Here is a 26,225-nt window from a genome sequence, read left to right as displayed (position 1 = left end):
TTTTAAATAAAAAAGCAGGACGTCCTTGAGACATCCTGCTTTCAATCATATTTATTCTTGTTCTTCATCTGTTTCAGGCTTATCTTCCTTTTTAGAGATGTTAACTTTCACATCTTCAGAGGTACCAGTTGCATGGTGACCTTCAGGAAGTTTTCCATCTTCAACAAGAGAACGAATTTGTTCAGCATCGAGAGTTTCAATATCCTTAAGCGTTTCAGCGACAAGGTTTAACTTATCCTGATTTTCAAGGAGTATTTCACGACAGCGTTCATAAGCTGATTTAATGATTTTTTGAACTTCAAGATCAATTTCATTGGCGAATGAATCACTATAGTTCTGTTCATTTTGAATATCACGTCCAAGGAAGACGTTTCCTCCTGAACCTGATCCAAACTGCATCGGACCTAGCTTTTCACTCATACCATATTCCGTAACCATACTACGTGCAATGGCTGTTGCACGTTGAAAGTCATTACTTGCTCCGGTACTTGCTTCACCGAATGTAATTTCTTCTGCAACGCGTCCACCAAGTAAACCAATGATTTTATCAACCAATTCAGGCTTAGTCATTAAGTAGCGGTCTTCTTTAGGAAGCGTTACGGCATAACCACCAGCTTGTCCGCGTGGAACAATCGTAACCTTATGAACAATATCTGCATTATCAAGTTGTGTACCGATAATTGTATGACCCGCTTCGTGATAAGCAACGATATTTTTCTCTTTTTCAGAGATCACGCGGCTTTTCTTAGCAGGACCAGCAATAACTCGGTCAGTTGCTTCGTCGATATCATTCATATCAACCTTTTTCTTGTTATGACGAGCGGCTACAAGCGCAGCTTCATTCAATAAGTTCTCAAGGTCTGCACCAGAGAATCCTGGAGTACGCATAGCGATCGTTTTCAAATCAACTTCATCGCTTAACGGTTTGTTACGTGCATGTACTTGAAGGACAGCTTCACGACCGTTCACATCGGGACGGTTTACCGGAATTTGACGGTCAAAACGTCCTGGACGAAGAAGTGCCGGGTCAAGTATGTCAGGACGGTTTGTTGCTGCAACGATAATGATACCTTCGTTTGCACTAAAACCATCCATTTCAACGAGAAGTTGGTTAAGCGTCTGTTCACGCTCATCGTGACCGCCACCAAGACCTGCTCCACGTTGACGACCAACTGCATCGATCTCATCAATAAAGATAATACAAGGTGCGTTCTTCTTCGCATTTTCGAATAGGTCACGTACACGAGATGCACCGACACCAACGAACATTTCTACGAAATCAGAACCAGAAATTGAGAAGAATGGAACGCCTGCTTCACCAGCAACTGCTCGTGCAAGCAACGTTTTACCTGTACCCGGAGGTCCTACTAATAGAACACCCTTTGGAATACGGGCCCCAACTGCAGCAAACTTACGAGGATCCTTCAAAAATTCAACGACCTCGACAAGCTCTTGCTTCTCTTCATCAGCACCAGCTACGTCTTTAAATGTAACTTTCTTTTTCTCTTCGCTGTATAACTTCGCTTTACTCTTACCAAAGTTCATGACACGGCCACCGCCGCCTTGAGCCTGGTTAAGTAGGAAGAAGAACAGAATGAAGATAATAACGAAAGGAATGATACTTGTTAAAAATGTTACCCACCCGCTTTGTTCAGGGGCTGGTTCTGTCGTTAATTCTACAATTCCTTCGTCAGCTGCAGTTAAGATATTCTCTACAGCTTTCTCTGAGTCAGGTACATTCGTTACGAATGTATTAGCATCTTCGCTGTCTTCATCACCACCAGCTAATTGACCAGTGACAGTGTAAACCCCGCGCTCAGGTTGTAACGTTAACTCTTGAATCTCACCATTATTCAATTTGGACTGAAATTCGCCGTAATCGAGGACATTCGTGTCATTATTTGTTCCGTTAAAGAAACTGACAACACCTACTACGACGAGGAATATTAACAAATAAAATATTGTATTTCGGAAGATACGATTCATTCCTTACCTCCTCCCACGAACAGGAAACCATAGATTATCTTACCATACTGGCACAACTGACTACAACAAATTAACCTTGATAAATCTCGGGTTTAAGAATCCCGATAAACGGAAGATTACGATACCTTTCAGCGAAGTCAAGACCGTATCCGACTACAAACTCATCAGGTACGATAAATCCTGCGACATCCGGCTTTAAATCAACTTTTCTTCCAGTAGGCTTATCTAGAAGCGTTACAATCTTAATCGACTTTGCTTTACGGTATTTTAGAAGGTCGATCAAATAGCTAAGCGTTAACCCACTATCTATAATATCTTCGAGAATAAGAACGTCTCGTCCTTCTACGGAAGTATCAAGATCTTTAATTATCTTTACTTCACCAGAAGAAACGGTTGAATTGCCATAACTTGATACGTCCATAAAGTCCATCTCAAGATGACAAGTCATACGCTTTGTTAAGTCACCCATGAAAGGCATTGCACCTTTAAGGACGCCAATTACAAGCGGAAAGCGATCCTCGTATTCGTCTGAAAGCCGTTTCCCTAACTCGCGGCATTTCTCTTGAATCTGTTCTTCACTAATTAGTGTTTCTTGAATTTCATTCAACATCAGTGGTATTGCCCTCCCAACCTATGTAAGTGTTTTTTTCTCATAGTGCACGTGCACGAGCTGATTCTTTTTTGCAGACAGTGTTGCCTTTTCAGAACGAGTTACTCCAGCGACCCAGATTGTGTGGCCCATCACATCCTCAACGATTGGCCATACATCGCGTTCTGAACGGTCTATTTTACGGTCGATAAAAATATCTTTTACCTTTTTCGTTCCTATCATGCCTTTTGGCTGAATTCGATCACCAGGACGCCTGGAGCGTACAACCGCAGGAAGCAATTGCTCCTCAATAATAAGATCATCACTTGTCAGGTGTTGCGGAACGTCGTTAACTGGAACGGCCGTAATCGTTCCAAGTGGCGTTTCGACAGCACCCCATAAAGGGAGATGATACTTATACGGTTCTGGTTGCAAAAAGGTTTCAAAAGAAAAATAACAGGTGGTATAAGATTTTACCGCCCTCAGTTCCAGGGGTAGATTAAGGGAAGCAGAAGGGTGCTCAGAATCGAGCATTAACCGCAAATCCTCAATATGTATAGAAGAAAAAGGAGCATTGCCTGTATAAAGATAATTTAATATTAGATGAATCACTCTTCTTTGTAAAGGAATAGGAAGGCAATCATACGCCTTGTTATCCATCTTCACAAATTTGTCATTTTGATCGATGATCACTTCATCGAGATATCTCTTAGCTAAATCCATTAAAAATGCTTCGTCACTTTGAGCTCGCTCGCTATATAATTGGTATCTTATATGGACATTGGGGTTTTCTTCCTTAAGAAAAGGTAGCACATGATTCCGAAACCGATTCCTCATATATTGATTGCTCTCATTAGATGGATCGAGCCTATACCCAAGTAAATGCTCCTTACAATAGTTCACGAGATGCTCCTTTGTAACGCATAGAAACGGACGAATGATTTTTCCAGTTGAGAAGGGACGTTGGACCGGCATCCCAGTAAGTCCAGAACTTGAGCTACCGTGAACCTGTCGCATAAGCATTGTTTCAATCTGATCGTCTCCGTGGTGAGCAAGGGCCAGGGCGCTAGCATGATGTTTTTCCATTACTTTTCGAAAAAAATCATAGCGGCAATCTCGTGCTGCAACTTGTGTAGAGAGGTTTCGCTCCTTTTTGTAGGCATTCACATCTACCGTAGAAGCTTCAAAGATGATCCCTTCTTGTTCACAATAGCTCTCCACAAACGCTAAGTCTTCAGCAGATCCCTTTCCCCGTAAACTATGGTCCACATGCGCGGCAACAATTGATAATTTTAACCTGGGAGCAATACTTACTAAGTAGTGAAGTAGCGCAACAGAGTCTGGTCCTCCAGAAACTCCAATAACTAGTGTATCCCCATGTTTGATTAAATCATGCTTATGGATAAAACGTTCGACATCTTGCAACAAACTCTGTCTTCCTCTCACTCACTGTCTCGATAAACAGCAATTCATTTTAGTACTAATAACCCAACCACGTCTTTTTCAAACCTTTCTTTTATATAGGCTCTGTTAAAAAACATGACCAACTAAGTATAAAGTATAGAAGAATAGAAGAAAAGCAACTATTAGTACGGTTTCAATCCATTTTGAGCCCTTTTGTTTCACACGTTTTGGAGGCTTCTGCCTTGAGGCTACCCTTGAGTTAGAAGGTGCTTCTGGTCGTTTACGGACCTTTGACTTATCTCCTTGCAGTAGGGAAAAAAGCTCCTGTCGCATATCTTGAGCATGTGTATACTTCCCTAGTAGGGCCTTTCGAAGAATTGGCTTATACTCCCTAAGCAGATGACTTTGTTCTATTTTATTGAGCAAATAGGTTTCTGAGTCTTTCTTAGGACGGTCAAACCGCTTAGGGTAAGCGGCATTCATTACGATCATAGCTACAGAAAATAAATCATACGACGGCTCTGCTACTCGGTTGCCAAGTCCCCAGTATCCTCGATCGAAAAACTCCGTAAACTCCTTCACTGATCTTCCCATTGAAGTCGTCCCTCCCACATCAAGCCACCTCATAGTTGGAGGCGATCCTTCTACTAGAAGATTGTCTGGTTTCAGATCACCAAAAACCCAGCCTTCTTTATGAAGGGCTGAAAGATCACGGAGCAATTGAAGCATCAAGATCCCAATCCATTCTTTTCCTCTACGTTCAATGAAAGTAAAAAGAGGTTCACCATCAATATATTCCATCACATAAAAAGAATAACGCTTCCCGTTTATCTCCCAGTCATCCACCTCATAGAAAAACGGCCCAAGAACTGTTCCCTGGACCACCGAAAGCTGTTTTAGAACATTCACTTCTGACGTGATGGACATACTATCAGTACCTAATTTTAATGCGACTCGCCCCTTTTCAGAGTCAGCTAAGTATACTGTACCAAGTGCCCCGCTACCTAATTTCCTCATAATTTGGTAGCTTTGCTGATTCCATTTCCCTCTTATTCTTGTTCCACGAGGAACATTAGCTGCCTGATTCTTCGAAGTACCCGTCATCTAACAGCCCTCTCTTTGAGCGTTTTTTCTGATAAGCTTCGATCGCTTCTTTTAATGCCGGACCTGTTGGCGTAATACCGCCAGATGTCAGCTTTGGAAAAATGGTATGAATATCTTTCAACATTGGCGTCCATTCCATTAGACGTTCTACTTGCTTTCGTTTCCCGGGAAATGCATATAGAGAATATTCGTTTTCACCGATTCTTGAATGAAGGCTAATTGAAAGATCAAGAAGGGCATCTTCTACCGTAGGAAGTTTATGCTGCATACTCGCACTTGTATCGATCATAATTAACACTTCGAGATCCATCGTTTCCCCCAGTTCATCGACCACTTCCACGACCTGCCCCCGTTTGTCAGGTGGTAAATCTTCTATTTCTTTTTCGCTACCCAAGATCGATTGCAATTCTTTATGAATGAATCCTTGAATCGTCTGGGTCATCGCTTTACGTGTAACCATTTGCACCGTATGCGATAGCTGCTTAGCATAAACAAGCTGGTGGATGCCCCCGCCAGATAAAGCAATATTCTCAATTTCTTTTAGACCATGATCTGTCCGCTCGTTTTCGTCTAGCACGCCAATTACATTCACTGTCATTCCATGCTCCCGTGCAAGAGCCGCCATTGCAACCGGATCTTCCCCCTGATTTGAACATCCGTCTGTGATTAATAGAATCTGTCTTAGCGTTCCTTTCTTCATCTCTACTCCTCCTTTTTTGCTGTTACAAGCATCGCCTTTAGGAGGAGAGTTTATACTTACCTACTGCGCTTTTTTCTTCCTGAATGAAGGAGCTGAATAGATTGGAATAGTTGACCATTTAGGCACATTACGTTTTATTCTTGCCACTACAATCGTCATGTCATCATCAATTCTGCCATACTCCGTTCTAATTACTTCTTCCATGATGAGGTCTGCGATTTCTTGTGGCTTATCTGTTGAAAGCTCTCTAATTTTCCGCTTCATCCAGAACTCCGGATTCTCTATATTTTTAACCCCTTCATAAATACCGTCGCTCATCATAATCAAGAGATCCCCAGCTTTCAATTGTTCACTTACGACCTCTACATCAAATTCTGGAATAATCCCCATCGGTAGATTACCAGATTCCACCATCATGACTCGATCGCCTCTTTTTATAAAGCTTGGAATTGATCCGATTTTAAGAAACTTGGCTGAAGCATCCTGTAAGTCAATCATAGCTAAATCAAGTGTTGAGAATATTTCGTCGGTATTTCGTAAAGATAGAACAGAGTTAACCGATTTAATCGCCACCGTCTCATCAATTCCTGAATGAAGAATTTTTTGAAGGAGTTGAATGGTTTCCGTGCTTTCCTGATGCGCTCTTTCTCCATTGCCCATTCCGTCACTTATCGCAATAGCATATTTGCCTGCACCTAGCTCAATCGTAGAATGACTGTCTCCAGATATCCAAGCTCCTCCTTTCGCTGCATTTGCTACGCCTGTTTCAATCACGAAATCTTTAGCTGATCCAAAGTAAAGGTGACATGTGTCGTGCTCATGTTCTGCACACACTTCTTTTTTCACGACGATGTTTTCCTTTAGAATATCTGACAGCATTGGAGCGATGACCTTTTCTCCTTCTCCTCTCCCTCCGCAGGCAGGTATCTTCATTTCAATGTCGACGTTCCCCTCTTCTAGGCTGTAGATTTCCACCTGTCCTACTTCCAGACCCATACTTTGAATGGCATCCATGATTTGCTCTTCTTGTTGGTGGAGATTATCACGTTCTTTTTGTATTTCTTTTGCGAAATCCCCCATAACATGCGACACTCCACGCAATTGATCCGCAACGATCTTCCGGCTTTCACGAACTTGTTTTTTTAACATTCGATTGGCGTGATAGTGACTCATCTCCTTTCCAATAAGATCAATCACCTTATTTGCCTTAATGCAGTGCTTATCGAAGTCTCTCTTCAGACTATAATTAGTCAATTCTGCCGTTTGTTCCAGTTCCTCCATTATTCCTGTCATATACCCATAGGTAGCATCGAAGTTCTTCGCCCAGCACGTTTCTTTCTTAAAACAATTTTGACAAGTCTTTTCTGTAACATGACTTAAAAAATAATCAACTTCGCGCTCTGACTGTTCATCACCTTGAAGGTCGGCATCTGTAAAGCTACTCGACAGAGCCTGAAATAAGCTTGAAAACTGCTCGACGCGATTGGCTGTAACGTCGCGTACTTTTCTTAAGTATTGTTGCTGCTCATTCGCATGTTCCACCGTTCCTGGTATATATTTAGAAAGCTGAGAAGTAACTTTAGATGGTGTGAAGAAAAAGAGTAATACGGCAATCACAGACTCCATCAGATTAGGATATAGAAACTCAGGACCACTCCCATATAAAGCGATTAATAACGTACCGATCAGTAAACCCATACCAACTCCAACTTTTCTACCGTCTTTCAATAACCCTCCTAATAATCCCGAAAACGCAAGCATACTCATCTGATAAAGACTGGCTACATTAGCGAGGGCCAGTATCAAGCCAGTAACCACGCCAACTGTTGAGCCAATCGCTGCTCCACCTACATATGCGAAAATTAATACGAGATACCGAGAAAGGATATTTTCAATTGAGAAACCATATACAACCCAACCTATTGTTCCGGTTAACATCGTTGCTAATAAAATGATAAAACTAATGATCTCTTCATTTTTTAGAGCCTGTGTTCTTTTCTTAATAGATAATACCGGTATACTCTGAATAAAAATAATGGTTAGTATCATTCCAAGAGCACCTTCAACTGCTGCTAGGATCCAATTAGTGTTAGCTAATGAACGTTCAGTAAGTAAACTTAGGATCAGACGTCCCAACATACTCGTTGAGAACACAAGTATGGGTAACGTCTTAACAAGAGAAAGGGAAGATAACTTCACAAAACGATTAATGAATAGAAAAACAAGAATGCCACACATTATAAATGCTGTATTCTGCAAATTAGCCGTTGATACCGCTCCAGCTAATAAAGCAACGATAATCATAGGTGCACGTTCTCGTCTCAGGAAGAATACTGCGCCAAAAAAAGGAATAGCGAAAGGAGTAACCTGAGTAAGGATGACAGCTCGTCCAAGTAGGAACCCAATCACAAAAAGCAGAAGACCTCGCTGGAATAGAATCGTTTCTATCCGACTCTTTGTTCCGTGAATCCATTTGCCCATCTTCGATTTTGACCTTTCCATCACTAGTTCGCTTTGCATTCCCCCACCTGCTTTCTTTCATTCTTTTTTTCACCGATCTGCTTGAAGCAGTTTGTGTTAATCATTAAAACACAATAGAAATTCGCTTTTTGTCAAAAAAAGAACAGGTATGATATAAACTTCTCGACTTCTTTCAGTGAAGCTTGTCAATCACTTGTAGACAGAACAAGAAACCTGTAAACAAGTGGAACGATCTATAATATAGGAGAGTGTGAATTTTCATTAGAAAGATAAAGCTTTTTCATGCTTTTCTATCTAAAAAAGCAACTAGAAATAAAAGGTCGAAATGTTAAAGATAAAAAAGAAAAGAAACTCTCATAAAACCGATAAAAGAGTAGTAATAACGTTTGTTTTCACTATGAATCCTAGAACTCATAGTAAAATCATGAAAGACAAGACAAAAAAACACCCTGCATTAATAAAATGCAGGGTGTTTTTTAGCAGACTATGTATATAACTAACATTCAAATGAATAGTTATTACTAATAAGTGGTGACCCGTACGGGATTCGAACCCGTGATACCGCCGTGAAAGGGCGGTGTCTTAACCACTTGACCAACGGGCCAATTAATAAAAATGGTAGCGGCGGAGGGGATCGAACCCCCGACCTCACGGGTATGAACCGTACGCTCTAGCCAGCTGAGCTACACCGCCATAAGACTGTTGCTTTCTTAAGCACAAGATATATAATACATTGCGAGAAAGTTTGTGTCAACTTCTTTTTAATATATTTGCATAAAAATCTTATAATCTTCTTCAGAAACTATAAAAGATTCATTTCGTATAATCCTATACTGTAACTTACTTAAGAAAATTAACCAAAAACATTTACTGAGATGACAGGGAATACATCTTCACATATAACAAACCAGGCATGCGAATGCATGCCTGGTTTGTTATAGAATATAAATAGTAGACAACAAGCCCTAGCCGCGACGAGCGCCGCGACCACCGCGTTTTGACTCTGTTTGTTTCTTCAAAGTTGAAAGGCGGTCTTCACTGTCTTTAAGGAACTTACTCATCTTATCCTCAAATGACTCTACCGGTGGACGTCCGCCACCACCGCGTGGCTTACCTTTAAAACCACCGCCTCCAGATCTTCCACCGCCTTGTGGACGGCCTCCGCCACCTTGAGGGCGACCTTGTGGACGGCCCTGAGGACGCTCAGGAGCAGGTCGATCTTTTGCTTTCTTAATCGATAAACCAATTTTACCGTCGTTTTCAACCTGGATGACTTTTACCTCAACCTGATCGCCAACTGAAAGAAAATCATTAATGTCCTTAACATAATTGTCTGCAACTTCACTAATGTGAACGAGACCTGTTTTGCCGTCTGGTAGTTCAACAAACGCGCCAAAATTTGTAATACCTGTTACCTTTCCCTGTAACTTGCTGCCTACTTCGATTGCCATGTAAAAAAAGCTCCTCCTTAGAATCTTTAAAAGATCAGTCGTACGCTAATTATACCCCTTCAAAAAACAACGTGTCAATTTGAGGAAGAAGGAAGCTTAAAGATTGTCTCTCCGGGTTTTGACATAAAGTAGTCTCTTCTTGCCAATTCACCAATATAATCAAGGTCATTAAGTTTCTCAATTTCTTCCGTTAAATATTTTTCCTGTTCTTTCAGTTTCGTTAATTCTTCTTCAGCCTGCTTTTGCTGTAAGTTTTTTTCTTCGATCGTTGCTGCCTGTGAAGTGAATACGGAGATGAATAGAATAGCTATGGCTAAAGCAGCTACCGCGAAGGCCGTCAGACGCCGTACAAGACCTCTCTTTCTTCGTTCTTTCACTTTGTCCTGTAGCTGTTTCTCTTGATGATATTCCGAATGCACTTCCGTAACTTTAGGCTTACGCTTATTCGCAGTAACCAAGCTTTTCCCTCCTCACTTTCGTATTTTAGTTAACCAATGGTATATGTAGTTCTTTATTTTATCGGCAACTCCTGCTAATTTTATTAGTGGCATTTGTACCGATTGTGGTATTAATCGCCAGATCAACGAAGATCCCCACTTTAACGGTACCCAAAAAAACTTAAAGATAAACCAAAAAATGGTTGTCATAATACTCACTATCATCATACATAAGCTAAATACAACTTTCAATATGAACCTTATCGGCTGATAAATAAGATAAATAAATAAAGACTTCACAAAACGAATAATAGCAATAGTTATTAGAATGATTCGTTCAAGTAAACGGCGATATAACGGTTGAAAAAGGGACCGATATGCTGCATAACCACATAATATGGCCAAAAAGACATAAAATCGTAATTCACCCTCGTTAACAAGATAGAGAACATAAAAGATAATCAGCCCTTGTAGCAACCAGAAAACGATATCGTTCGCATAAAGCCACAAACTTTTACTTCTATCTGGATGAAGAAAACGGCTATAGGTATCCATGGCTATACCAAGCCACACCCCCATAGCCACCATGGCAACCATCGTATAAAATTGCACCGTTAGCGTCATTTGAACAGCTTGCTAAAGAAACCTTTAGCTTTTTCCCCTTCGTGATGATCGAGATAACTAAGGTCAAAGATTTTCCCTTCGATCGAAACACGACCTTGCTCGACATTTAAATTTTTCATTTTCAAATGCTGCCCTCTGATCGCAAGAAATCCCATTGCTGTTTCTAGAAGAAATTCTTCATTATCGAAGCTATCTACGTGCTTCACACCTGTAATTTCAAGCGACTTTCGCGACTTCATAACTAAATCATGCTCAGGGGGGTTAGAAGCCTTATCATATGTGCCATATTCATAATAATTATCCATCGCTCTCCTCCTCTTCTCGATACATGTCTATGAGAAGAAGAGATCATTTAGAACAAGCTGTTCTGATGGTTTAAACGATTCAAAAAGGAGCCCATCCCCTTCTCATTTAGAAGAGAATTTCAAAATGATCATCAATAAAAAAAGACCCTCTCGGATCTTTTTTTATTCACCTGCAGCTTCTTCTTTTAAAATGGTAAACATATTGCTAGCTTCTTCTTTCTTCGTTGTTTCTTTAATTTCATCAACGCGAGCCGTCACTTTCTTATGACCAAAAGAAATCACCAGTTCGTCGCCGGCCTTCACATTTGTTCCAGCTTTTGCTTTATTTCCATTCACTTCAATTCGTCCTTTATCACAAATTTCTTTAGCGATTGAACGACGTTTAATTAAACGTGATACTTTCAGAAATTTATCTAATCTCATTTGTTTCAACGCTCCCTATTAAATTCCTTTTTCTTTTGCCTCATCCCAGAAGTGATCAAGTTCCTCAAGTGATAAATTCTCGATCTCAAGTCCCTTTTCCTTTACCCGATTCTCAATATATTGAAAACGCGAGAAGAATTTATGATTCGTGCGATGGATCGCCACTTCCGGATCAACTTTATAGTACCGAGCTAAATTGACGACAGCAAACACTAAATCGCCTAATTCGTCTTCTCGATCATCAAAAGATTTTTCATTTACAGCTTCTTTAAATTCGGCTAGTTCCTCATAAATCTTTGCCCAAATCGGTTCAACTTCGTCCCAGTCAAATCCGACTTTCGCAGCAGCCTTCTGGATTTCATTGGCGCGCATGAGACCTGGAAGCCCTTTTGGTACCTGGTCAAACTGTGATGGTGCAATTTTCTTTTCTTCTTCTTTCACTCGCTTCCAAACACCAGCTACTTCTTCGGCTGTTTGCACATTTTCGTCGCCGAATACGTGTGGATGCCTCCGTATTAATTTGTCGTTTAGCTTATGAATCACATCATCCACAGAAAACATACCTTCATCTTCACCTATCTGGGCATGAAGCATAACTTGAAGCAGCACATCACCAAGCTCTTCTGCGAGATGCTCTTCATCTTGATCATCAATAGCTTCTAATACTTCATAGGCTTCTTCAATCAAATATTTTTTGAGAGACTCATGCGTCTGCTTCCTATCCCACGGACAGCCCCCAGGTCCTCGCAGTGTTGCAACCACATTTCGTAACCATCCGAAATCCTGGTAGAGAAGCTTTTCTTCTTTTACTGGAGGAACATAGACAGCGGTTAAATTATTTACTTCCATCGAACGATCTAATTCAAAAAGCGGAACAGAGACGATTTTCTCATCCCGACTTCCCGCTGCTTGCAGTACAGTAATTTCATAATCGTCAGGTAAGAGCTCCATTAATGTGAGTTTTACACTCGATGCTGTAAATTGATCATAAACTTGGACAAAGATTAAGTGATTACGTACCTGAACCTCAGACCTTGTAAAACGCGTGGCATCTAGAATTTGACAACCTTCAATAGGATCGATTTGAACTGCAGTAAAAAGCGCATCAAGAAAGCTTTGGCCTCCAGCAACAGTCACTTCAACACCATGCTGAGATTGTTCTTCCAACAGGAGCTGCACGGTTGCTTCAGCCATCATTGGATGACCAGGTACTGCGTAAACAAGCGATCCTTTTTGTGCTTCATGAAACAGCTGATTAACAATGGTTCGATAAGTCTCCTCGAAAGATTCATTCGCTTCATATACCTCATCAAACCCTGTCATCGATAGCCCATCATCCATCAATTCCCTAAGAACGGGGTGATCAAGCGTCCTAGCAAATATCCGTTCAGCTGACTGAAGCATGCGGTAACTTCCTAGTGAAAGCTGACTGAGATCTCCCGCTCCAGTTCCTACAATTGTTATACGTGGCATTGCTTATGCCCCTCTCCGTAATTTATTTTGATAGATCGTAATAATTTCTCCTTTTGGCAATTGCATTAATTCTTTCTCTGTAAACACCCGCAGCGCTAATGTTGCAAACCCAAAAACGATGCCTCCGAGCAACGCGCCTCCAAGTGCTGAAACACTTGAAAGCCCCCTAGAAAGGAAGGAGGGGATAAATAGTTGCAGAATGATTACAGCTGCACTCATGAACATAACGGCTGTTACTGCACGCCCTACATGAAATTGGTACTGGAGAAGCCCTACTTTGTAATATACGGCAAGAATGGCGAGCGTAGCGACAACGACAAAGCCAAAAACCGTGGCCACTGCCGCCCCATTAATACCGATAAGCGGGATTAGCACAAGGTTTAACAATCCCTTAACTAGTATTCCAATTCCAGCATACCGAGCAGCGTTTCTCGCTAAGCCCACTCCTTGCAAAACACCTGCTGCCGTCATGCTAAGCGAACTAAAAAAGATTGCAACGGCAAGGATACTGAGCGTAGCAGAAAGGGATTGATCTTTAAATAACATCATGTTTGTCTCACTCATAATAATGGCCAACCCCGCAGCAGCAGCAAGCCCTATTACAAAGCTCACTTTAAGAGCAAGAGCTGCTTTTTCGCGAATCAATATCTCATTATTCTCTGCAGCCGCTTTAGAAATGACTGGGACAATCGATAATGAGAGAGATGTGGCCAGAACGGTACCGACCTGCATTAATGGCTGTCCTCGATCAAATACCCCTTTCATTTCACGAGCTTCTAAAGAAGAAAGACCATGCTCAGTTAATCCCGGCACAATCGTTAAAGCATCCATTAACTGAAATAGCACCAATACAAGCGCACTTACACAAATTAACGTACCTTCTGTTAGGAGCCTACGCGCAATACCAATGAACTGAAAAGACTCAAATTTGATTTTCGTTATTTTAGCTACTCGGTTCTTAAATCGAAGCACTACAAGAAGCAATAGCGCAGCGACTCCCCCTAATATTGACCCTAGCGCTGCACCTGTACCAGTCGCATATGCATCCGCTCCGCCCGCTACAAGACCAATTGAGATAGCAAGAATAGCGATAACACGAATCGATTGTTCTGTCACTTGAGACCATGCAGTAGGTACCACATTTTCCTGTCCCTGAAAAAAACCTCTGATTGAAGCAATGCCAGGCATAATAAGAAATGAAAATGCCGTCATTCGCAGAGGACCAATTAAATTTCGATCCTCCATTAAAGCCGCCACGGCTGGCGCACCTGTATAGAGCAAAATAAAGCCTGTAATGCCTAGAATCACAAGCACGTAAAAGCTATACCGTGAAAGCTCCTCAGCCTTCTCATACTCACTTTTTGCAATTTCTTCTGAAATAAGTCGGGAGATTACGACCGGAAACCCATATGTAGCAAGTATTATTGCGATTGAGTAAAATGGATAGATTTGTTGATACACATAAAAACCGATGTCACCAGTTATATTTTGATAAGGAATTCGATAGCCGACGCTGAGAACTTTCATAAAAAGAGCTACTGCAGTTAGCAGAAGCGCGCCTTGCCAAAATCCTTTTTGATTTTCTTCTTTTGTCATATACACCTGCCAAATGAAAGTACCAGTTTATGTACGAATTATATCACATGAATAAAAATGGGAAACTTTTCAAGCTTCATAAAACGAAGAAAATGGAGGCATTGGCCTCCATTTTCTTCTATACTTATTGTTCCATTTGTCTTGCAAGGAAACCTGCTGCCGTTTCAGACAGCTTTTGTTCCAATTCAGTCACTTTTTCATCTTCTTTTGCAAGTAGAATCACCGTACCAATTGGATCGCCATTCGCTATAATTGGAGCTATCACGTGACCTGTATCAACAGGAACACCTTCAATGAGCTCTGACTTACTTTCGTTCAATAAACTTCTTCGCTCATTCATTGCTTTTTCTACAGAATCGCCAATGCTTTTGTTCAAATACTCTTTCTTTGGGCCACCTGCAGCTGTAATATAGACATCTCGGTCAGATATGAGAGCAATGTGTCCCGAATGTTCTGCAAGAGACTCGGCATACTCTTTGGCAAAGTCACCTAGTTCACTAATGGGAGAATACTTCTTAAGAATAACTTCCCCTTCGCGATCAACAAAAATTTCTAATGGATCTCCTTCTCTAATCCTGAGGGTTCTGCGAATTTCTTTCGGAATGACAACACGACCCAAATCATCAATACGACGAACGATACCTGTTGCTTTCATCTAAGTTGCCTCACTTTCTGGAAGTTGTAGGTGATTGCTCCAATCACTTTTACTATTGTTTGTTCTACAATATGTTTCCATTAGTATCCTTTCGAGGTATCAGTTCTATTCACAAACCTGTCAAAATTATGAGATTCATCCAAAATCGACTTTAATTCGCATTCATTGGCTGTTTTACTGCTTGCTTCACTTTCTTTAAGACTTTCTCAACAAGCTGTAGGTGAGCTTTTGTATCAAGACCTCTTCCTTTCACCGTTACCTTCACTTTATTTCCATCTGCTCCTAAAGCTAACTTATTTCCAAATTCATTCGCTACTTCAAAAATTGTTTCCCCACCAATCGCCTCTCGAGCCGATTCATGGAATAGAAGTTGAATATCTTTTTTACTTCGGCCAACTTTCTCAACCTTAACTTCTTTGGCAATCTCTTTCATGCGGGAGACTTGGAAAAGATAGCCCACTTCTTCAGGAAAATCACCGAAGCGATCCATCATTTCATCTTGTAAGTCCATAATATCTTTCAACGATTCAATTGATCGGAAACGTTTATACATATCGATTTTCTGTTTCTCATCGTTAATATACGTACCAGGAATATAGGCATCTACTTCAAGGTCAATTTCAACGTTAAATGCCTTCTCTTTCGATGCATCACCTTTTCTTTCTTCGATGGCATCTTTTAACATTTGAGAATATAAATCAAAACCAACTGAATCAATAAATCCATGCTGCTCCGCACCTAGAAGGTTACCAGCACCTCGAATTGAAAGATCTCGCATCGCAATTTTAAATCCAGAACCTAGCTCAGTAAATTCCTTAATCGCTTGAAGACGTTTTTCCGCTACTTCGGTTAAAACCTTATCCCGTTGATAAGTAATATAAGCATAAGCTACTCGGTTGGAACGCCCAACGCGACCACGTAGTTGATAGAGCTGAGAAAGCCCCATTTTATCCCCATCATATACGAGCAGTGTATTGACATTCGGAATATCAACGCCTGTTTCAATAATCGTTGTACTTACAAGAACATCGTAATTCCCATCAAGAAAATCAATCATCACAGACTCAAGCTCCGTCTCAGTCATTTGACCGTGTGCAAAACTGACTCTTGCTTCAGGCACTAGTGTACGAATTTGGTCTGTCATATATTCAATTGATTCCACTCGATTATAAAGAAAATAGACCTGTCCCCCTCGAGCAAGCTCTCTTTCAATTGCTTCTCGTACAAGGGTGCCGCTATATTCAACCACATACGTTTGAACCGGGAAGCGATTCTCAGGCGGAGTCTCGATTACGGATAGGTCCCTCACACCTAACATCGACATATGAAGCGTTCGTGGAATTGGCGTTGCAGTAAGAGTAAGCACATCGACATTCGCTTTTAACTTTTTAATTTTCTCTTTATGTGTTACTCCAAACCGCTGTTCTTCATCCACAATAAGTAATCCAAGCTCGTTATAGGTGACGTCCTTTGATAAAAGACGGTGCGTACCAATAACAATATCAACGGTCCCATTTTTTAATCCTTTTAACGTCTCATTTTGCTCCTTACGTGAGCGAAAACGACTTAATAAGCCAATGTTAATCGGGTGATCTGCAAAACGCTCTTGAATCGTAGCAAAATGCTGCTGAGCTAGAATTGTAGTTGGAACAAGCAAGGCTACTTGCTTTCCGTCCATTATAGCTTTAAAAGCGGCACGGATACTGACTTCTGTCTTACCGTAACCAACATCTCCACAAAGTAATCGATCCATCGGACGTGTTTTTTCCATATCCTCTTTAATTTCTTGAATGGCTCTAAGCTGGTCGTCTGTTTCTTGATAAGGGAAGGCAGCTTCAAATTCTCTTTGCTCTTCCGTATCTTTCTCAAAGCTGTGACCAACGCTTGCTTCACGTTCTGCATACAATTTAATTAAATCGTCTGCAATATCTTCAACGGAAGATTGTACTTTACGTTTAACTTTCTTCCACTCTGTTCCACCAAGCTTATATAGCTTTGGTTCTTTCCCTTCAGATCCAACGTACTTCATCACCTGATCAATTTGTTCAACTGGTACATACAGGTTGTCATTACCAGCGTAGCTCACATACAGATAATCCTTGTGAATACCACTCACTTCAAGGGTTCGAATACCGAGGTACTTTCCTATCCCATGATTCACGTGAACGATATAATCGCCTACTTTTAGTTCTGAATAACTCTTGATTCGCTCCGCATTAGACATCTTTTGAGAACGGCGCGGTTTTTTCGACTGCTTCGTAAACACTTCCGCCTCTGTTAGAACGGCTAGTTTCTGCATCGGCAGTTCAAATCCACCATTAAGACTTCCGATTAATATTTGTGGCTGTTGATGAGAGATCGGCGTATCTTGTTCGACCATCATCGCATTAATCTCATAATCCTCTAGTACACGTTCAAGTCGTTTACGTCTTTCTTCCGTTGCTGCAAGAAAGACAATCGCCATACCGCTTTTCTTCCATCGTTCAATCTCAGTACTTAATACTTTCATCTGACCATGGAAATTTTGCATCGCTTTACTTGAAGCATTAATGATATTCTCAGGATTAGTATAAGGAACATGTCGTAAGAAAATTGATAAATAGATAGTTGAGTGTACAGGCTTCGAGAATAACGTATCATAAGATCTCGATAGGGAAACAGACGAGACAATCTCTCCTTGATTGAGAAGAGCTGTTTGCCATTCTGCTTCTTCCTTATCCAGATCAGTTGACATTTCCTGAATGCGACTCACTTCATCAAAAACGACCAAACCATCTTCGGGTAAATAGTCTAGCAAACTCGCAGGTTGATCGTAATAAAAGTCCATGTATTTGATAACACCCTGGAAATTTTGCTGGTTTTTCAATTGATCAATTTCGTAAGTAATGTTTTCATGCATTGCTTCTTTTACTTTCTGATCCTTCACTTTCTTTAAGGAACTCTGAAGTTCTTTTTGAAGACGTTCTGCCCCTTTTTTATAGTGCTCAGGGAATAAAACAACTTCGTCTGCTGGCCCAATCGTAATTCGTTCTGTTTTGTTAGCAGAGCGCTGAGACTCGATGTCAAAAAATCGAATCGAATCAACTTCGGTATCAAATAACTCAATTCGTATTGGGCTATTTTCAGTCAATGGATAAATATCTATGATACCACCACGCACACTGAACTCCCCCGGTGAAGATACCATTGGTACTCGTTCATAACCCATCGCTACAAAAGTAGCGAGTGTTTCATCTAAAGGAATATCGTCGCCTACTGCAAACGAAATCTGACTTCTTTCCCAGATACTCTTCGGTGGTAAATATCTTCTTACCCCCGAGATCGGGGCAATCACAATACCATTGTTATTTTTCATCCAATAATTTAAAGCTTCCATTCGCTGCCCTCTTAATTCCGGGCTAGCAATCGCGATTTCCGAAGAAATGAGTTCATTAACTGGGTATAAGTAAACTTCGTCTGGTGAAACAAGCTCACACATGTCTTCATATAGCTTTTGAGCTTGATATAAATTATGGGTAATAATCAGCTGGGGGCGCTTTGTTTCATGATAGAGAGAAGCCATTAGGAACATCCGAGCAGAACCAGCTAGCCCTGCAACAAGTTGTTCTTTAAGACCCTCTTTCACCCCGGTAAAAACGGACTGGAATTCATCGCCCTTACTAAAATATTCTCTTAAGCCTAACATCGGTAGGTTATTCTCCCCTCTCACTCTGAAAAGCGCAAGCGCACATGTAGTCCCAAGAAGCGCTTCCACCAATTAGTCAAAACAGATCTTGATTGTTTTGAAAAAGGCGAAGCAGCCCATGGGACCTGGCACTGAAGCTAGACTTCTCTTAAATTTATATTCTATAACACAAACTAATCTTTATAATCATTCTGTTAACGCAAAAATGCTTTGGACGAACTCCCAAAGCTTCTTACTGAATAAATGTATCAAGCTCATGAAAAGAAGGCGTACGCTCCATAGCTTCATGACAATCTTCACAAATGGCTTTCACTTCAATTGTACCATCGTGGTGGTAATGAACCATTGCTTGCCGCTCCTCTTCAGTGAGCTGCTGAAATCCGAGTTCATCAGCTGTGTGGTTCATCTGTGACAGTCTTCCAATCTCAGCTCTACAGTGACGACATACGTAATGAATATCCATAACAGATCCTCCCTGTTCCTAACTTTTACTAGTATGGACGGGAGAATAGAAGGATATTCACGTGTTATATTGATTCATTACTTCTGGGAAAGACGTTGTTGTCCACGCTTCACAAGCTTTGACCGTCTGTTCAATGGCAAGCTGAATTGGCTCTGCCTCTTCTTTAGAGAATGGCTTTAGAACGTAGTCAATGACGGACTGTCTGGCAGAACGATCAATTCCTATACGCACTCTCTTAAAATCTTGAGTATGAATGTGTGTGATAATTGACTTCATCCCATTGTGACCGCCAGCGCTACCTTTTTGACGAATTCTCACTTTACCAGTAGGAAGGTCCAAATCATCGTAAATGACTAACAAATCATTCACTTCAATATTAAAGTATTCCATCAAAGGACGTACCGATTCACCTGACAAGTTCATATATGTTTGCGGTTTTAAGAGGTACACTACTTCTCCGTTTACTACACCTTTCCCATAGATCCCCTGAAATTTCTTCTGATCTAAAGATATGCCTAAGTCTTTCGATAGCTGATCAATAGCCATGAATCCTACATTATGTCTTGTATTATCAAATTTCTTCCCCGGATTACCGAGGCCTACAATTAATTTCAACAGCTGACGCCCTACCTTTCATTACTTTTATTCTATCCTATCAAAAATGCGACCACTTATTCACCTGTTAGCTCATTATCTTGAAAAAAAGACGTAACCCGTTCGGTTACGTCTTCGAAGTTTATTCGGTTTTCGTTGTTTCATCATTAGTTTTTTCTTGATCTGCTGGTGGCTCTTCAGCCACTTCATCAGCTTCTTCTTCGTCTTCAGCAGGTTCTTCCGTCGGAGGAACAATTGAAGCAATTGGCTCTTCAGCGTCTAAAAGAATTTCGTATTTATCTCCTTTTGGAAGATCTCCCGCTTGAATAGCATCTCCAATGTTAAGTTCAGCAATACTAACGTCGATGCTATCAGGGAAATCGTTCGGCTTCGCTTTTACGAGAATCTCGTGAAGCATTTGCTGAACAACGCCACCCTCTTTGCTACCTGCAGCTTCGCCAGTCAAATGAACTGGAACCTCTGCTTCAACTTCCTTGTTAAGGTCAACTGAATAGAAGTCTACGTGAAGAACTTGATTCTTGATTGGGTCGACTTGCATGTCGTAAACCATGACTGGATAAGTGCCCTGTCCTTCAAAGTTCAATTCAATAACGCCGTTTTTTCCGACCTGACGATATACTTTAATGAACTCTAAAGCGTCAACCTGTACCGGTGCGCTTTTGCGGTCTTTACCGTAAAGAACAGCCGGAAGACCTTCTTCTGTTTCGCGTAATGTTCTAAGTTCACTTCTTTTTTTCGTATTACGATCTAATGCTTTTAATGTTGCTGCCATTTGAAATCACCTTCCTGATTAGGTTTTACTCTTCTATATGGATACCCATAATCACGAGGCAATAAACATAATTTATTTAATCAAATAATTTACTTACAGAAAGTTGCTCATGAACACGGATGATTGCTTCACCAAGAAGAGGTGCAACAGATAGTTGTGTGATTTTATCGATTTGCTTATCATGCGGAAGCGGAATCGTATTTGTGATAGCAAGTTCCTTAATTTTAGATTGATCGATGCGTTCAATAGCTGGTCCTGATAAAACAGGGTGCGTACAGCATGCAAATACTTCTGTCGCTCCATTTTCGATCAATGCATTGGCTGCTAAGGTAATTGTACCGGCCGTATCAATAATGTCGTCAATAATGATTGCCGTTTTTCCTTCAATATTACCTACAATATTCATGACCTCTGCTACATTTGGACGTGGACGACGCTTATCAATAATAGCAATTGGTGCCTTTAGTCGCTCAGCAAGCTTGCGAGCACGAGTTACACCGCCATGGTCTGGAGATACGACAACAATATCTTCAAGGTTCTTTTCTTCAAAGTGTTTAGCGAGAGTCGGAACCCCCATTAATTGATCAACAGGAATGTCAAAGAATCCTTGAATCTGAGAAGCATGAAGATCGAGTGTAATGAGTCGAGTTACTCCAGCAACTTCAAGTAAGTTTGCAACTAATTTCGCCGTAATGGGTTCACGAGACCTTGCTTTACGATCCTGACGTGCATATCCATAATAAGGGAGTACAATATTAATTGTTTTAGCTGAGGCTCTCTTTAGCGCATCAATCATGATAAGAAGCTCCATAATGTTTTCGTTTACTGGAGCACAAGTTGATTGGATTACGTAAACGTCACACCCACGAATACTCTCTTCAATGTTAATCTGGATTTCCCCATCGCTAAAGCGAACAACAGAACATTTCCCCATCGGAACACCAATATGTTCTACGATCTCTTCTGCAAGATCAGGATTCGAGTTTAAACTAAACACTTTCAAGTTTGGATCTAAATAATTAGCCATTGGCCGGTACCCCTCCATTAATTAGTAAGAAAAGCGCGAGCGTCTTAATCAATCCAAAACGATTATGCATTGGAGTAAGACACCAAGAGTTCAAGCTTTCTTATCTTCTTAAAATTAACTATCCTTCTTTTTCGTTGCGTAGTCTTCTTTATTCGTCTGACGAGAACGAGCAATTGATAGCGCCTGTTCAGGAACATCATCTGTGATCGTCGATCCAGCAGCAACTGTTGCACCTTTACCTACCGTTACAGGGGCAATCAAATTCACATTACATCCAATGAACGCGCCATCTTCAACTTTTGTTAAGTACTTTTTCTTACCATCATAATTTACTGTAATAGAACCACAACCAAGATTCACATCTTTACCAATTTCAGCGTCGCCAACATAGCTTAAGTGGGAAGCTTTGCTACTATCACCCATAACGGATTTCTTTACTTCAACGAAGTTTCCAATCTTCACTTCGTTTCCAATTTGTGAAGCTGGACGAACGTGTGCGAAAGGACCAATATTGACAGCATTTCCTACTTCGCTATCATGAATAACCGATTGTTTCACAACGCTCTTATCTCCAACTTTACTATCCTTAATTTCAGAGTTAGGGCCGATCTTAGCTTCATTACCAATAGTAGTTCTGCCAGTTATAGTGGTTCCTGGATAGATAACAGTATCTTGACCAATCACTGCTTCTGAAGAAATATATGTTTGATTGGGATCAATTAACGTAACGCCATTACGCATATGTTTCTCATTAATTCGTTTTTTCATCGCAATTTCAGCTTTTGAAAGCGCGACTCGATCATTTACGCCCATTGTTTCATCAAAATCTGCTGTTTGATAGGCGCTTACGATCTCACCTTGCTTTTGAAGAATTTCAACAACGTCTGGAAGATAATACTCTCCCTGAGCATTTTCATTCTTAACGAGCTGAAGCGTCTCAAAAAGGGTTTTGTTATCAAAACAGTATGTACCTGTGTTAATTTCCGTTACTTTCTGCTCAGCTTCACTTGCGTCTTTCTGTTCGACAATTCGTTGAACACTTCCATTCTCATCACGGATAATTCGACCGTATCCAAATGGATTATCCGCATCTGCTGTTAGAATCGTAGCTTTTGCACCCTGATCTTCATGATAAGTCAATAGCGCATCCATTGTTTCTTTCGTAATTAAAGGGGTATCTCCACATACGACAAGGGTGACGCCATCCTTATCGGATAGGGTGTCTTGAGTCTTCATCACAGCATGCGCTGTACCAAGCTGTTCTTCCTGGAGGACATAATTCACTCGACTACCAAGCTGGTCACGAACCTTTTCAGCGCCGTGACCGACGACAGTTACAATGTTTTGGAGCTTAAGTTCATCAAGTTGATCAACAACATGCTCTACCATAGGCTTCCCACAAACGGGGTGAAGCACTTTATAAAGCTTTGATTTCATCCGTGTTCCCTGACCTGCTGCTAGCACAACTGCAAATCTATTCATGTATATGGTTCCTCCATTGTATCCTATTTTTCCACTTTGACTATATCTCAAAAACCCCTCATTTTCAAGGAAGTTCCCTAAATCCTCAGCATATAAAAAGTTGGAAAAGAAAGGTCTATGACTTTTTTCTAAATGAAGCGAAATTTTTGGTCAAATAAAAAAGCCCGGTCAGTTGACCAGACTTTTACGATTAGGAAGCTCCAGCTTCCTCATAAGCAGCTTCCATTTCACCAACACGGTGATATTCAGCTAACACAGCTGTTTGAATCTTTTCCCTTGTATTCGAGGAAATTGGATGAGCGATATCGCGAAACTCTCCATCTGGAGTTCTTTTGCTTGGCATCGCTACAAACATGCCGTTATTCCCATCAATGACGCGAATATCATGAACGACGAATTCATGATCCATTGTGATGGAAGCGATTGCGCGCATGCGTCCTTCCGTATTCACACGACGTAGGCGAACATCTGTAATTTCCAACTTGAGTGCACCACCTTTTTCCATTAATTAGAGCATATATGCACTATTCAACTTCTAGTTATTAATTCCTTCTTCTAAATATAAAAAATGTTATAAAAATTTAGTTGCTTTCATCCTAAGATTCTATTCCAGAATAAAAAATCGATTGAAACAAGCTAAATTAATCACCTTAGTGACATTCACTCCAAGAACTTAAATAAGTCAGATAAAAGTTTCATAAATAAAAAACCCACTCAGCGGATGAGTGGGTTCAATTGATTAGCCTACTAGGGCAATTACTTCTATTTCGATAAGGGCATCTTTTGGAAGACGCGCAACTTCAACACAAGATCTTGCGGGTTTATGTGCATTGAAATATTCACCATAGATTTCATTGATCGCGCTAAACTGGTTCATGTCTTTAATATAAACTGTAGTTTTTACGACATTCTCGAGTGAAGATCCGGCAGCTTCTAGAACAGCTTTCACATTTTGAAATACTTGATGAGTCTGGTCTTCTATCGCTCCATCAATGAGCGTTCCATCTGCTTTAAGCGGAATTTGGCCAGAGCTATAAAAGATGTTGTTCACGATCATTCCTTGTGAATAGGGGCCAATCGCTTCTGGTGCTGATTTCGTATAGACTGTCTTCATTCGTTCTCCACTCCTTCTGTTAATGGCGTAAGAAATTTCTTGTAATTCCCTGGCGCAACCTGAATCGATCGCTCTTTCATATCGACTCCACCAAGGTTCATCATAGATACGTACTCTTCAACTAGTCGTTCTTCGCCTTCACCCTCAGCCTCAACAAGCACTCCAATTCCAGCAACGTCTGCTTGAAATTCTTCAAGCAAATTAACCATTCCTTGAATTGTTCCACCAGCCTTCATGAAATCATCTACAATCAAAACGTTCGCTCCTGGTTTCAAACTTCGACGAGCAAGCGCCATTGTTTGAATTCGTTTTGACGATCCTGATACATAGTTAATACTTACTGTTGAGCCTTCAGTGACCTTGCTATCGCGTCTAACAATGACAACCGGAACGTTAAGATGACTTGCAGCAGCATACGCAAGGGGGATTCCTTTCGTAGCAACAGTCATCACACAATCAATTTTACGATCAGCAAAAACAGACGCAAATAAGCGGCCAACCTGATTCATAATTTCCGGATTACCGAGGATATCTGTTAAATACAAATAACCACCCGGAAGAAGACGATCAGGACTTTCTAGAAAATCGCATAGTTCGCCAACGACACGATCTGCTTCTTCTTCACTAATAAGGGGCATGTATCTTACGCCTCCAGCTGCACCTGGAACGGTTAATAATGATCCAACACCCTGTTGTTCAAAATTCTCTTTAATGATGACTAAATCCTCACTTATAGATGATTTAGCCGCCCCATATCGCTCTGAGAAATAAGTTAGTGAAACTAACCGGTGTGGATGCTCTAATAAATACCTTGTCATATCCACTAGCCGAGAACTTCGTTTCATCTTCATAGAAGAACCTCCAAAAAATCCGAATAATTAATCATAATATATCACTAATGTACGGATTTATTCAAGGGTTCTTCTCACCTAATAGACGTACCGCATAAACTTGACCACAGAAACCTCTTAAACCGTTATAAATTCGTTGCATGCGCGATTCATGTCGCGTAAGACCAAAGACGGTTGGCCCACTGCCACTCATTAGCACACCGTCTGCTCCGAGGCTTTCCATCTTTTCTTTAATTTGACGTACTTCAGGATGAAGTTTCAATGTAACATCCTCGAGAACATTACCAAGGCGCTGACATATCGCTTCATAATTTTTTTCCTCTATTGCTTGCATCATTCCTCTTACGTCTGGATGGTTCATCTCTGCTGTTCTAAGGCGTCGATATACATCTGCTGTCGATACCCCAATAGAAGGCTTAGCAAGAATCACCCAACAAGGAGGTGGTGCATCCATTGGCTGAATAATTTCTCCACGTCCTTTTGCAAGGGCAGTGCCACCATATACACAAAACGCAACGTCTGACCCTATCTCAGAACCAATATTAGCAAGCTCATCATAAGTTAAACCTAATTGCCAAAGCTCATTAAGTCCTCGTAATGCCGCGGCAGCATCACTGCTTCCTCCAGCAAGACCAGCAGCAACTGGAATTTGCTTATCAATCTTGATCGATAAACCCTGCCGAATATTGAACTTTTTCTTTAATAATGCTGCAGCTTGAAAAGCTAAATTCCTTTGATCGTCTGGGACAAAACCGCTTGTTGATTCAATAACGATTTCATTTCGTCTCAATTCCGTTAACTCAAGTCGATCTGCAAGATCGACATTCGTCATAACCATTTCTACTTCATGAAAGCCATCAGGTCGTTTATGAAGCACATCGAGTGCTAAATTTATTTTCGCCGGTGCTTTCACACTCAGTTTTCTTTTCATCTCGTTCACCTACATTTTCGTCCTACCGTTCGACATTTTAACTTACTGTGAATTATT

24 protein-coding genes and 2 tRNA genes are annotated in these 26,225 nt (G+C 40.9%); all 26 read right to left on the bottom strand.

The window, feature by feature from the left end; genetic code table 11:
- Positions 1 to 51 precede the first annotated feature (51 nt).
- The 26 genes from ftsH to ispE all read right to left on the bottom strand — a co-directional run bounded on the left by ftsH (position 52) and on the right by ispE (position 26,168).
- Positions 52 to 1,986, bottom strand: a complete 1,935-nt coding sequence (ftsH, locus tag Q4550_RS21965) for an ATP-dependent zinc metalloprotease FtsH (RefSeq protein ID WP_194222613.1) — start codon at positions 1,984 to 1,986, stop codon at positions 52 to 54.
- A gap of 70 nt (positions 1,987 to 2,056) precedes the next feature.
- Positions 2,057 to 2,596 (bottom strand): hypoxanthine phosphoribosyltransferase, encoded by a 540-nt coding sequence (gene hpt, locus Q4550_RS21960; protein WP_098445932.1) that lies wholly within the window; start codon positions 2,594 to 2,596, stop codon positions 2,057 to 2,059.
- Between the two features lie 21 nt (positions 2,597 to 2,617).
- Positions 2,618 to 4,003, bottom strand: a complete 1,386-nt coding sequence (gene tilS / locus Q4550_RS21955) for a tRNA lysidine(34) synthetase TilS (protein ID WP_303536071.1) — start codon at positions 4,001 to 4,003, stop codon at positions 2,618 to 2,620.
- A 102-nt stretch (positions 4,004 to 4,105) separates the two neighbouring features.
- Positions 4,106 to 5,083: a serine/threonine protein kinase gene (locus tag Q4550_RS21950; protein WP_303536069.1), complete on the bottom strand. Its 978-nt coding sequence runs from the start codon at positions 5,081 to 5,083 to the stop codon at positions 4,106 to 4,108.
- Entirely contained in the window at positions 5,052 to 5,783 is a 732-nt protein-coding gene (locus Q4550_RS21945) for a vWA domain-containing protein (RefSeq protein ID WP_226616863.1), read from the bottom strand. Before Q4550_RS21945 ends, Q4550_RS21950 begins: the two co-directional genes overlap by 32 nt.
- 60 nt (positions 5,784 to 5,843) lie before the next feature.
- On the bottom strand, positions 5,844 to 8,303 hold the full coding sequence (spoIIE, locus tag Q4550_RS21940) for a stage II sporulation protein E (protein ID WP_303536066.1): 2,460 nt from the start codon (positions 8,301 to 8,303) through the stop codon (positions 5,844 to 5,846).
- A 490-nt stretch (positions 8,304 to 8,793) separates the two neighbouring features.
- Positions 8,794 to 8,868 (bottom strand) — tRNA-Glu (locus tag Q4550_RS21935).
- A gap of 12 nt (positions 8,869 to 8,880) precedes the next feature.
- Positions 8,881 to 8,957: transfer RNA gene (locus Q4550_RS21930), tRNA-Met, on the bottom strand.
- Between the two features lie 272 nt (positions 8,958 to 9,229).
- Positions 9,230 to 9,715 (bottom strand): S1 domain-containing RNA-binding protein, encoded by a 486-nt coding sequence (locus Q4550_RS21925; RefSeq protein WP_303536064.1) that lies wholly within the window; start codon positions 9,713 to 9,715, stop codon positions 9,230 to 9,232.
- A gap of 74 nt (positions 9,716 to 9,789) precedes the next feature.
- Complete coding sequence (locus Q4550_RS21920) at positions 9,790 to 10,173, bottom strand: FtsB family cell division protein (protein WP_303536062.1); 384 nt, start codon at positions 10,171 to 10,173, stop codon at positions 9,790 to 9,792.
- 12 nt (positions 10,174 to 10,185) lie between these two features.
- Positions 10,186 to 10,776, bottom strand: a complete 591-nt coding sequence (gene yabQ, locus Q4550_RS21915; RefSeq protein ID WP_194222606.1) for a spore cortex biosynthesis protein YabQ — start codon at positions 10,774 to 10,776, stop codon at positions 10,186 to 10,188.
- Positions 10,773 to 11,081 carry a sporulation protein YabP gene (gene yabP, locus Q4550_RS21910; protein ID WP_303536059.1) on the bottom strand — a complete coding sequence of 103 codons (309 nt, stop codon included), beginning with the start codon at positions 11,079 to 11,081 and terminating at the stop codon, positions 10,773 to 10,775. The genes yabQ and yabP overlap by 4 nt, the downstream gene beginning before the upstream one ends.
- A gap of 162 nt (positions 11,082 to 11,243) precedes the next feature.
- Positions 11,244 to 11,504 (bottom strand): RNA-binding S4 domain-containing protein, encoded by a 261-nt coding sequence (locus tag Q4550_RS21905; protein WP_194222604.1) that lies wholly within the window; start codon positions 11,502 to 11,504, stop codon positions 11,244 to 11,246.
- 18 nt (positions 11,505 to 11,522) lie between these two features.
- Entirely contained in the window at positions 11,523 to 12,977 is a 1,455-nt protein-coding gene (yabN, locus tag Q4550_RS21900) for a bifunctional methyltransferase/pyrophosphohydrolase YabN (RefSeq protein WP_303536056.1), read from the bottom strand.
- Between the two features lie 3 nt (positions 12,978 to 12,980).
- Positions 12,981 to 14,573 carry a putative polysaccharide biosynthesis protein gene (locus Q4550_RS21895; RefSeq protein ID WP_303536054.1) on the bottom strand — a complete coding sequence of 531 codons (1,593 nt, stop codon included), beginning with the start codon at positions 14,571 to 14,573 and terminating at the stop codon, positions 12,981 to 12,983.
- Between the two features lie 124 nt (positions 14,574 to 14,697).
- Entirely contained in the window at positions 14,698 to 15,228 is a 531-nt protein-coding gene (gene spoVT, locus Q4550_RS21890; RefSeq protein ID WP_194222601.1) for a stage V sporulation protein T, read from the bottom strand.
- Positions 15,229 to 15,379: 151 nt separating this feature from the next.
- Positions 15,380 to 18,913 (bottom strand): transcription-repair coupling factor, encoded by a 3,534-nt coding sequence (gene mfd / locus Q4550_RS21885; RefSeq protein WP_303536051.1) that lies wholly within the window; start codon positions 18,911 to 18,913, stop codon positions 15,380 to 15,382.
- 232 nt (positions 18,914 to 19,145) lie between these two features.
- Positions 19,146 to 19,376: an anti-sigma-F factor Fin gene (fin, locus tag Q4550_RS21880; protein ID WP_283153210.1), complete on the bottom strand. Its 231-nt coding sequence runs from the start codon at positions 19,374 to 19,376 to the stop codon at positions 19,146 to 19,148.
- Positions 19,377 to 19,433: 57 nt separating this feature from the next.
- Positions 19,434 to 19,991, bottom strand: a complete 558-nt coding sequence (gene pth, locus Q4550_RS21875; protein WP_303536050.1) for an aminoacyl-tRNA hydrolase — start codon at positions 19,989 to 19,991, stop codon at positions 19,434 to 19,436.
- A gap of 121 nt (positions 19,992 to 20,112) precedes the next feature.
- A complete protein-coding gene (locus Q4550_RS21870; protein WP_303536048.1) occupies positions 20,113 to 20,763 on the bottom strand; it encodes a 50S ribosomal protein L25/general stress protein Ctc in 651 nt (216 codons plus the stop codon).
- A 76-nt stretch (positions 20,764 to 20,839) separates the two neighbouring features.
- Positions 20,840 to 21,790 carry a ribose-phosphate diphosphokinase gene (locus Q4550_RS21865; protein ID WP_194222596.1) on the bottom strand — a complete coding sequence of 317 codons (951 nt, stop codon included), beginning with the start codon at positions 21,788 to 21,790 and terminating at the stop codon, positions 20,840 to 20,842.
- Between the two features lie 114 nt (positions 21,791 to 21,904).
- Positions 21,905 to 23,272 (bottom strand): bifunctional UDP-N-acetylglucosamine diphosphorylase/glucosamine-1-phosphate N-acetyltransferase GlmU, encoded by a 1,368-nt coding sequence (gene glmU, locus Q4550_RS21860; RefSeq protein ID WP_303536046.1) that lies wholly within the window; start codon positions 23,270 to 23,272, stop codon positions 21,905 to 21,907.
- Positions 23,273 to 23,462: 190 nt separating this feature from the next.
- Complete coding sequence (spoVG, locus tag Q4550_RS21855) at positions 23,463 to 23,753, bottom strand: septation regulator SpoVG (RefSeq protein ID WP_098445913.1); 291 nt, start codon at positions 23,751 to 23,753, stop codon at positions 23,463 to 23,465.
- Between the two features lie 258 nt (positions 23,754 to 24,011).
- A complete protein-coding gene (locus Q4550_RS21850; protein ID WP_194222594.1) occupies positions 24,012 to 24,386 on the bottom strand; it encodes a RidA family protein in 375 nt (124 codons plus the stop codon).
- On the bottom strand, positions 24,383 to 25,237 hold the full coding sequence (gene purR / locus Q4550_RS21845) for a pur operon repressor (protein ID WP_194222593.1): 855 nt from the start codon (positions 25,235 to 25,237) through the stop codon (positions 24,383 to 24,385). The genes Q4550_RS21850 and purR overlap by 4 nt, the downstream gene beginning before the upstream one ends.
- A gap of 61 nt (positions 25,238 to 25,298) precedes the next feature.
- The gene (gene ispE, locus Q4550_RS21840; RefSeq protein WP_194222592.1) at positions 25,299 to 26,168 is read right to left on the bottom strand and encodes a 4-(cytidine 5'-diphospho)-2-C-methyl-D-erythritol kinase; all 870 of its coding nucleotides are present in this window, start codon (positions 26,166 to 26,168) and stop codon (positions 25,299 to 25,301) included.
- Positions 26,169 to 26,225 lie beyond the last annotated feature (57 nt).

Origin of the sequence: Anaerobacillus sp. 1_MG-2023, assembly GCF_030547345.1 — a bacterium.
GTDB classification, from domain to species: domain Bacteria; phylum Bacillota; class Bacilli; order Bacillales; family Guptibacillaceae; genus Guptibacillus; species Guptibacillus hwajinpoensis_B.
Note: the sequence above shows the minus strand (reverse complement) of the source record. Positions and strands in the feature narration are given on the sequence as shown.

What these genes read in the sequence shown, in the direction of transcription:
- spoIIE (WP_303536066.1), bottom strand. Translation starts at nt 8,303, where the DNA reads ATGCAAAGCGAACTAGTGATGGAAAGGTCAAAATCGAAGATGGGCAAA.
- ispE (WP_194222592.1), bottom strand. Translation starts at nt 26,168, where the DNA reads ATGAAAAGAAAACTGAGTGTGAAAGCACCGGCGAAAATAAATTTAGCA.
- fin (WP_283153210.1), bottom strand. Translation starts at nt 19,376, where the DNA reads ATGGATATTCATTACGTATGTCGTCACTGTAGAGCTGAGATTGGAAGA.
- Q4550_RS21850 (WP_194222594.1), bottom strand. Translation starts at nt 24,386, where the DNA reads ATGAAGACAGTCTATACGAAATCAGCACCAGAAGCGATTGGCCCCTAT.
- spoVT (WP_194222601.1), bottom strand. Translation starts at nt 15,228, where the DNA reads ATGAAAGCAACAGGTATCGTTCGTCGTATTGATGATTTGGGTCGTGTT.
- Q4550_RS21950 (WP_303536069.1), bottom strand. Translation starts at nt 5,083, where the DNA reads ATGACGGGTACTTCGAAGAATCAGGCAGCTAATGTTCCTCGTGGAACA.
- Q4550_RS21895 (WP_303536054.1), bottom strand. Translation starts at nt 14,573, where the DNA reads ATGACAAAAGAAGAAAATCAAAAAGGATTTTGGCAAGGCGCGCTTCTG.
- ftsH (WP_194222613.1), bottom strand. Translation starts at nt 1,986, where the DNA reads ATGAATCGTATCTTCCGAAATACAATATTTTATTTGTTAATATTCCTC.
- Q4550_RS21925 (WP_303536064.1), bottom strand. Translation starts at nt 9,715, where the DNA reads ATGGCAATCGAAGTAGGCAGCAAGTTACAGGGAAAGGTAACAGGTATT.
- mfd (WP_303536051.1), bottom strand. Translation starts at nt 18,913, where the DNA reads ATGTTAGGCTTAAGAGAATATTTTAGTAAGGGCGATGAATTCCAGTCC.
- Q4550_RS21945 (WP_226616863.1), bottom strand. Translation starts at nt 5,783, where the DNA reads ATGAAGAAAGGAACGCTAAGACAGATTCTATTAATCACAGACGGATGT.
- yabN (WP_303536056.1), bottom strand. Translation starts at nt 12,977, where the DNA reads ATGCCACGTATAACAATTGTAGGAACTGGAGCGGGAGATCTCAGTCAG.
- hpt (WP_098445932.1), bottom strand. Translation starts at nt 2,596, where the DNA reads ATGTTGAATGAAATTCAAGAAACACTAATTAGTGAAGAACAGATTCAA.
- yabQ (WP_194222606.1), bottom strand. Translation starts at nt 10,776, where the DNA reads ATGACGCTAACGGTGCAATTTTATACGATGGTTGCCATGGTGGCTATG.
- Q4550_RS21905 (WP_194222604.1), bottom strand. Translation starts at nt 11,504, where the DNA reads ATGAGATTAGATAAATTTCTGAAAGTATCACGTTTAATTAAACGTCGT.
- purR (WP_194222593.1), bottom strand. Translation starts at nt 25,237, where the DNA reads ATGAAGATGAAACGAAGTTCTCGGCTAGTGGATATGACAAGGTATTTA.
- glmU (WP_303536046.1), bottom strand. Translation starts at nt 23,272, where the DNA reads ATGAATAGATTTGCAGTTGTGCTAGCAGCAGGTCAGGGAACACGGATG.
- Q4550_RS21870 (WP_303536048.1), bottom strand. Translation starts at nt 20,763, where the DNA reads ATGGCAGCAACATTAAAAGCATTAGATCGTAATACGAAAAAAAGAAGT.
- Q4550_RS21865 (WP_194222596.1), bottom strand. Translation starts at nt 21,790, where the DNA reads ATGGCTAATTATTTAGATCCAAACTTGAAAGTGTTTAGTTTAAACTCG.
- yabP (WP_303536059.1), bottom strand. Translation starts at nt 11,081, where the DNA reads ATGGATAATTATTATGAATATGGCACATATGATAAGGCTTCTAACCCC.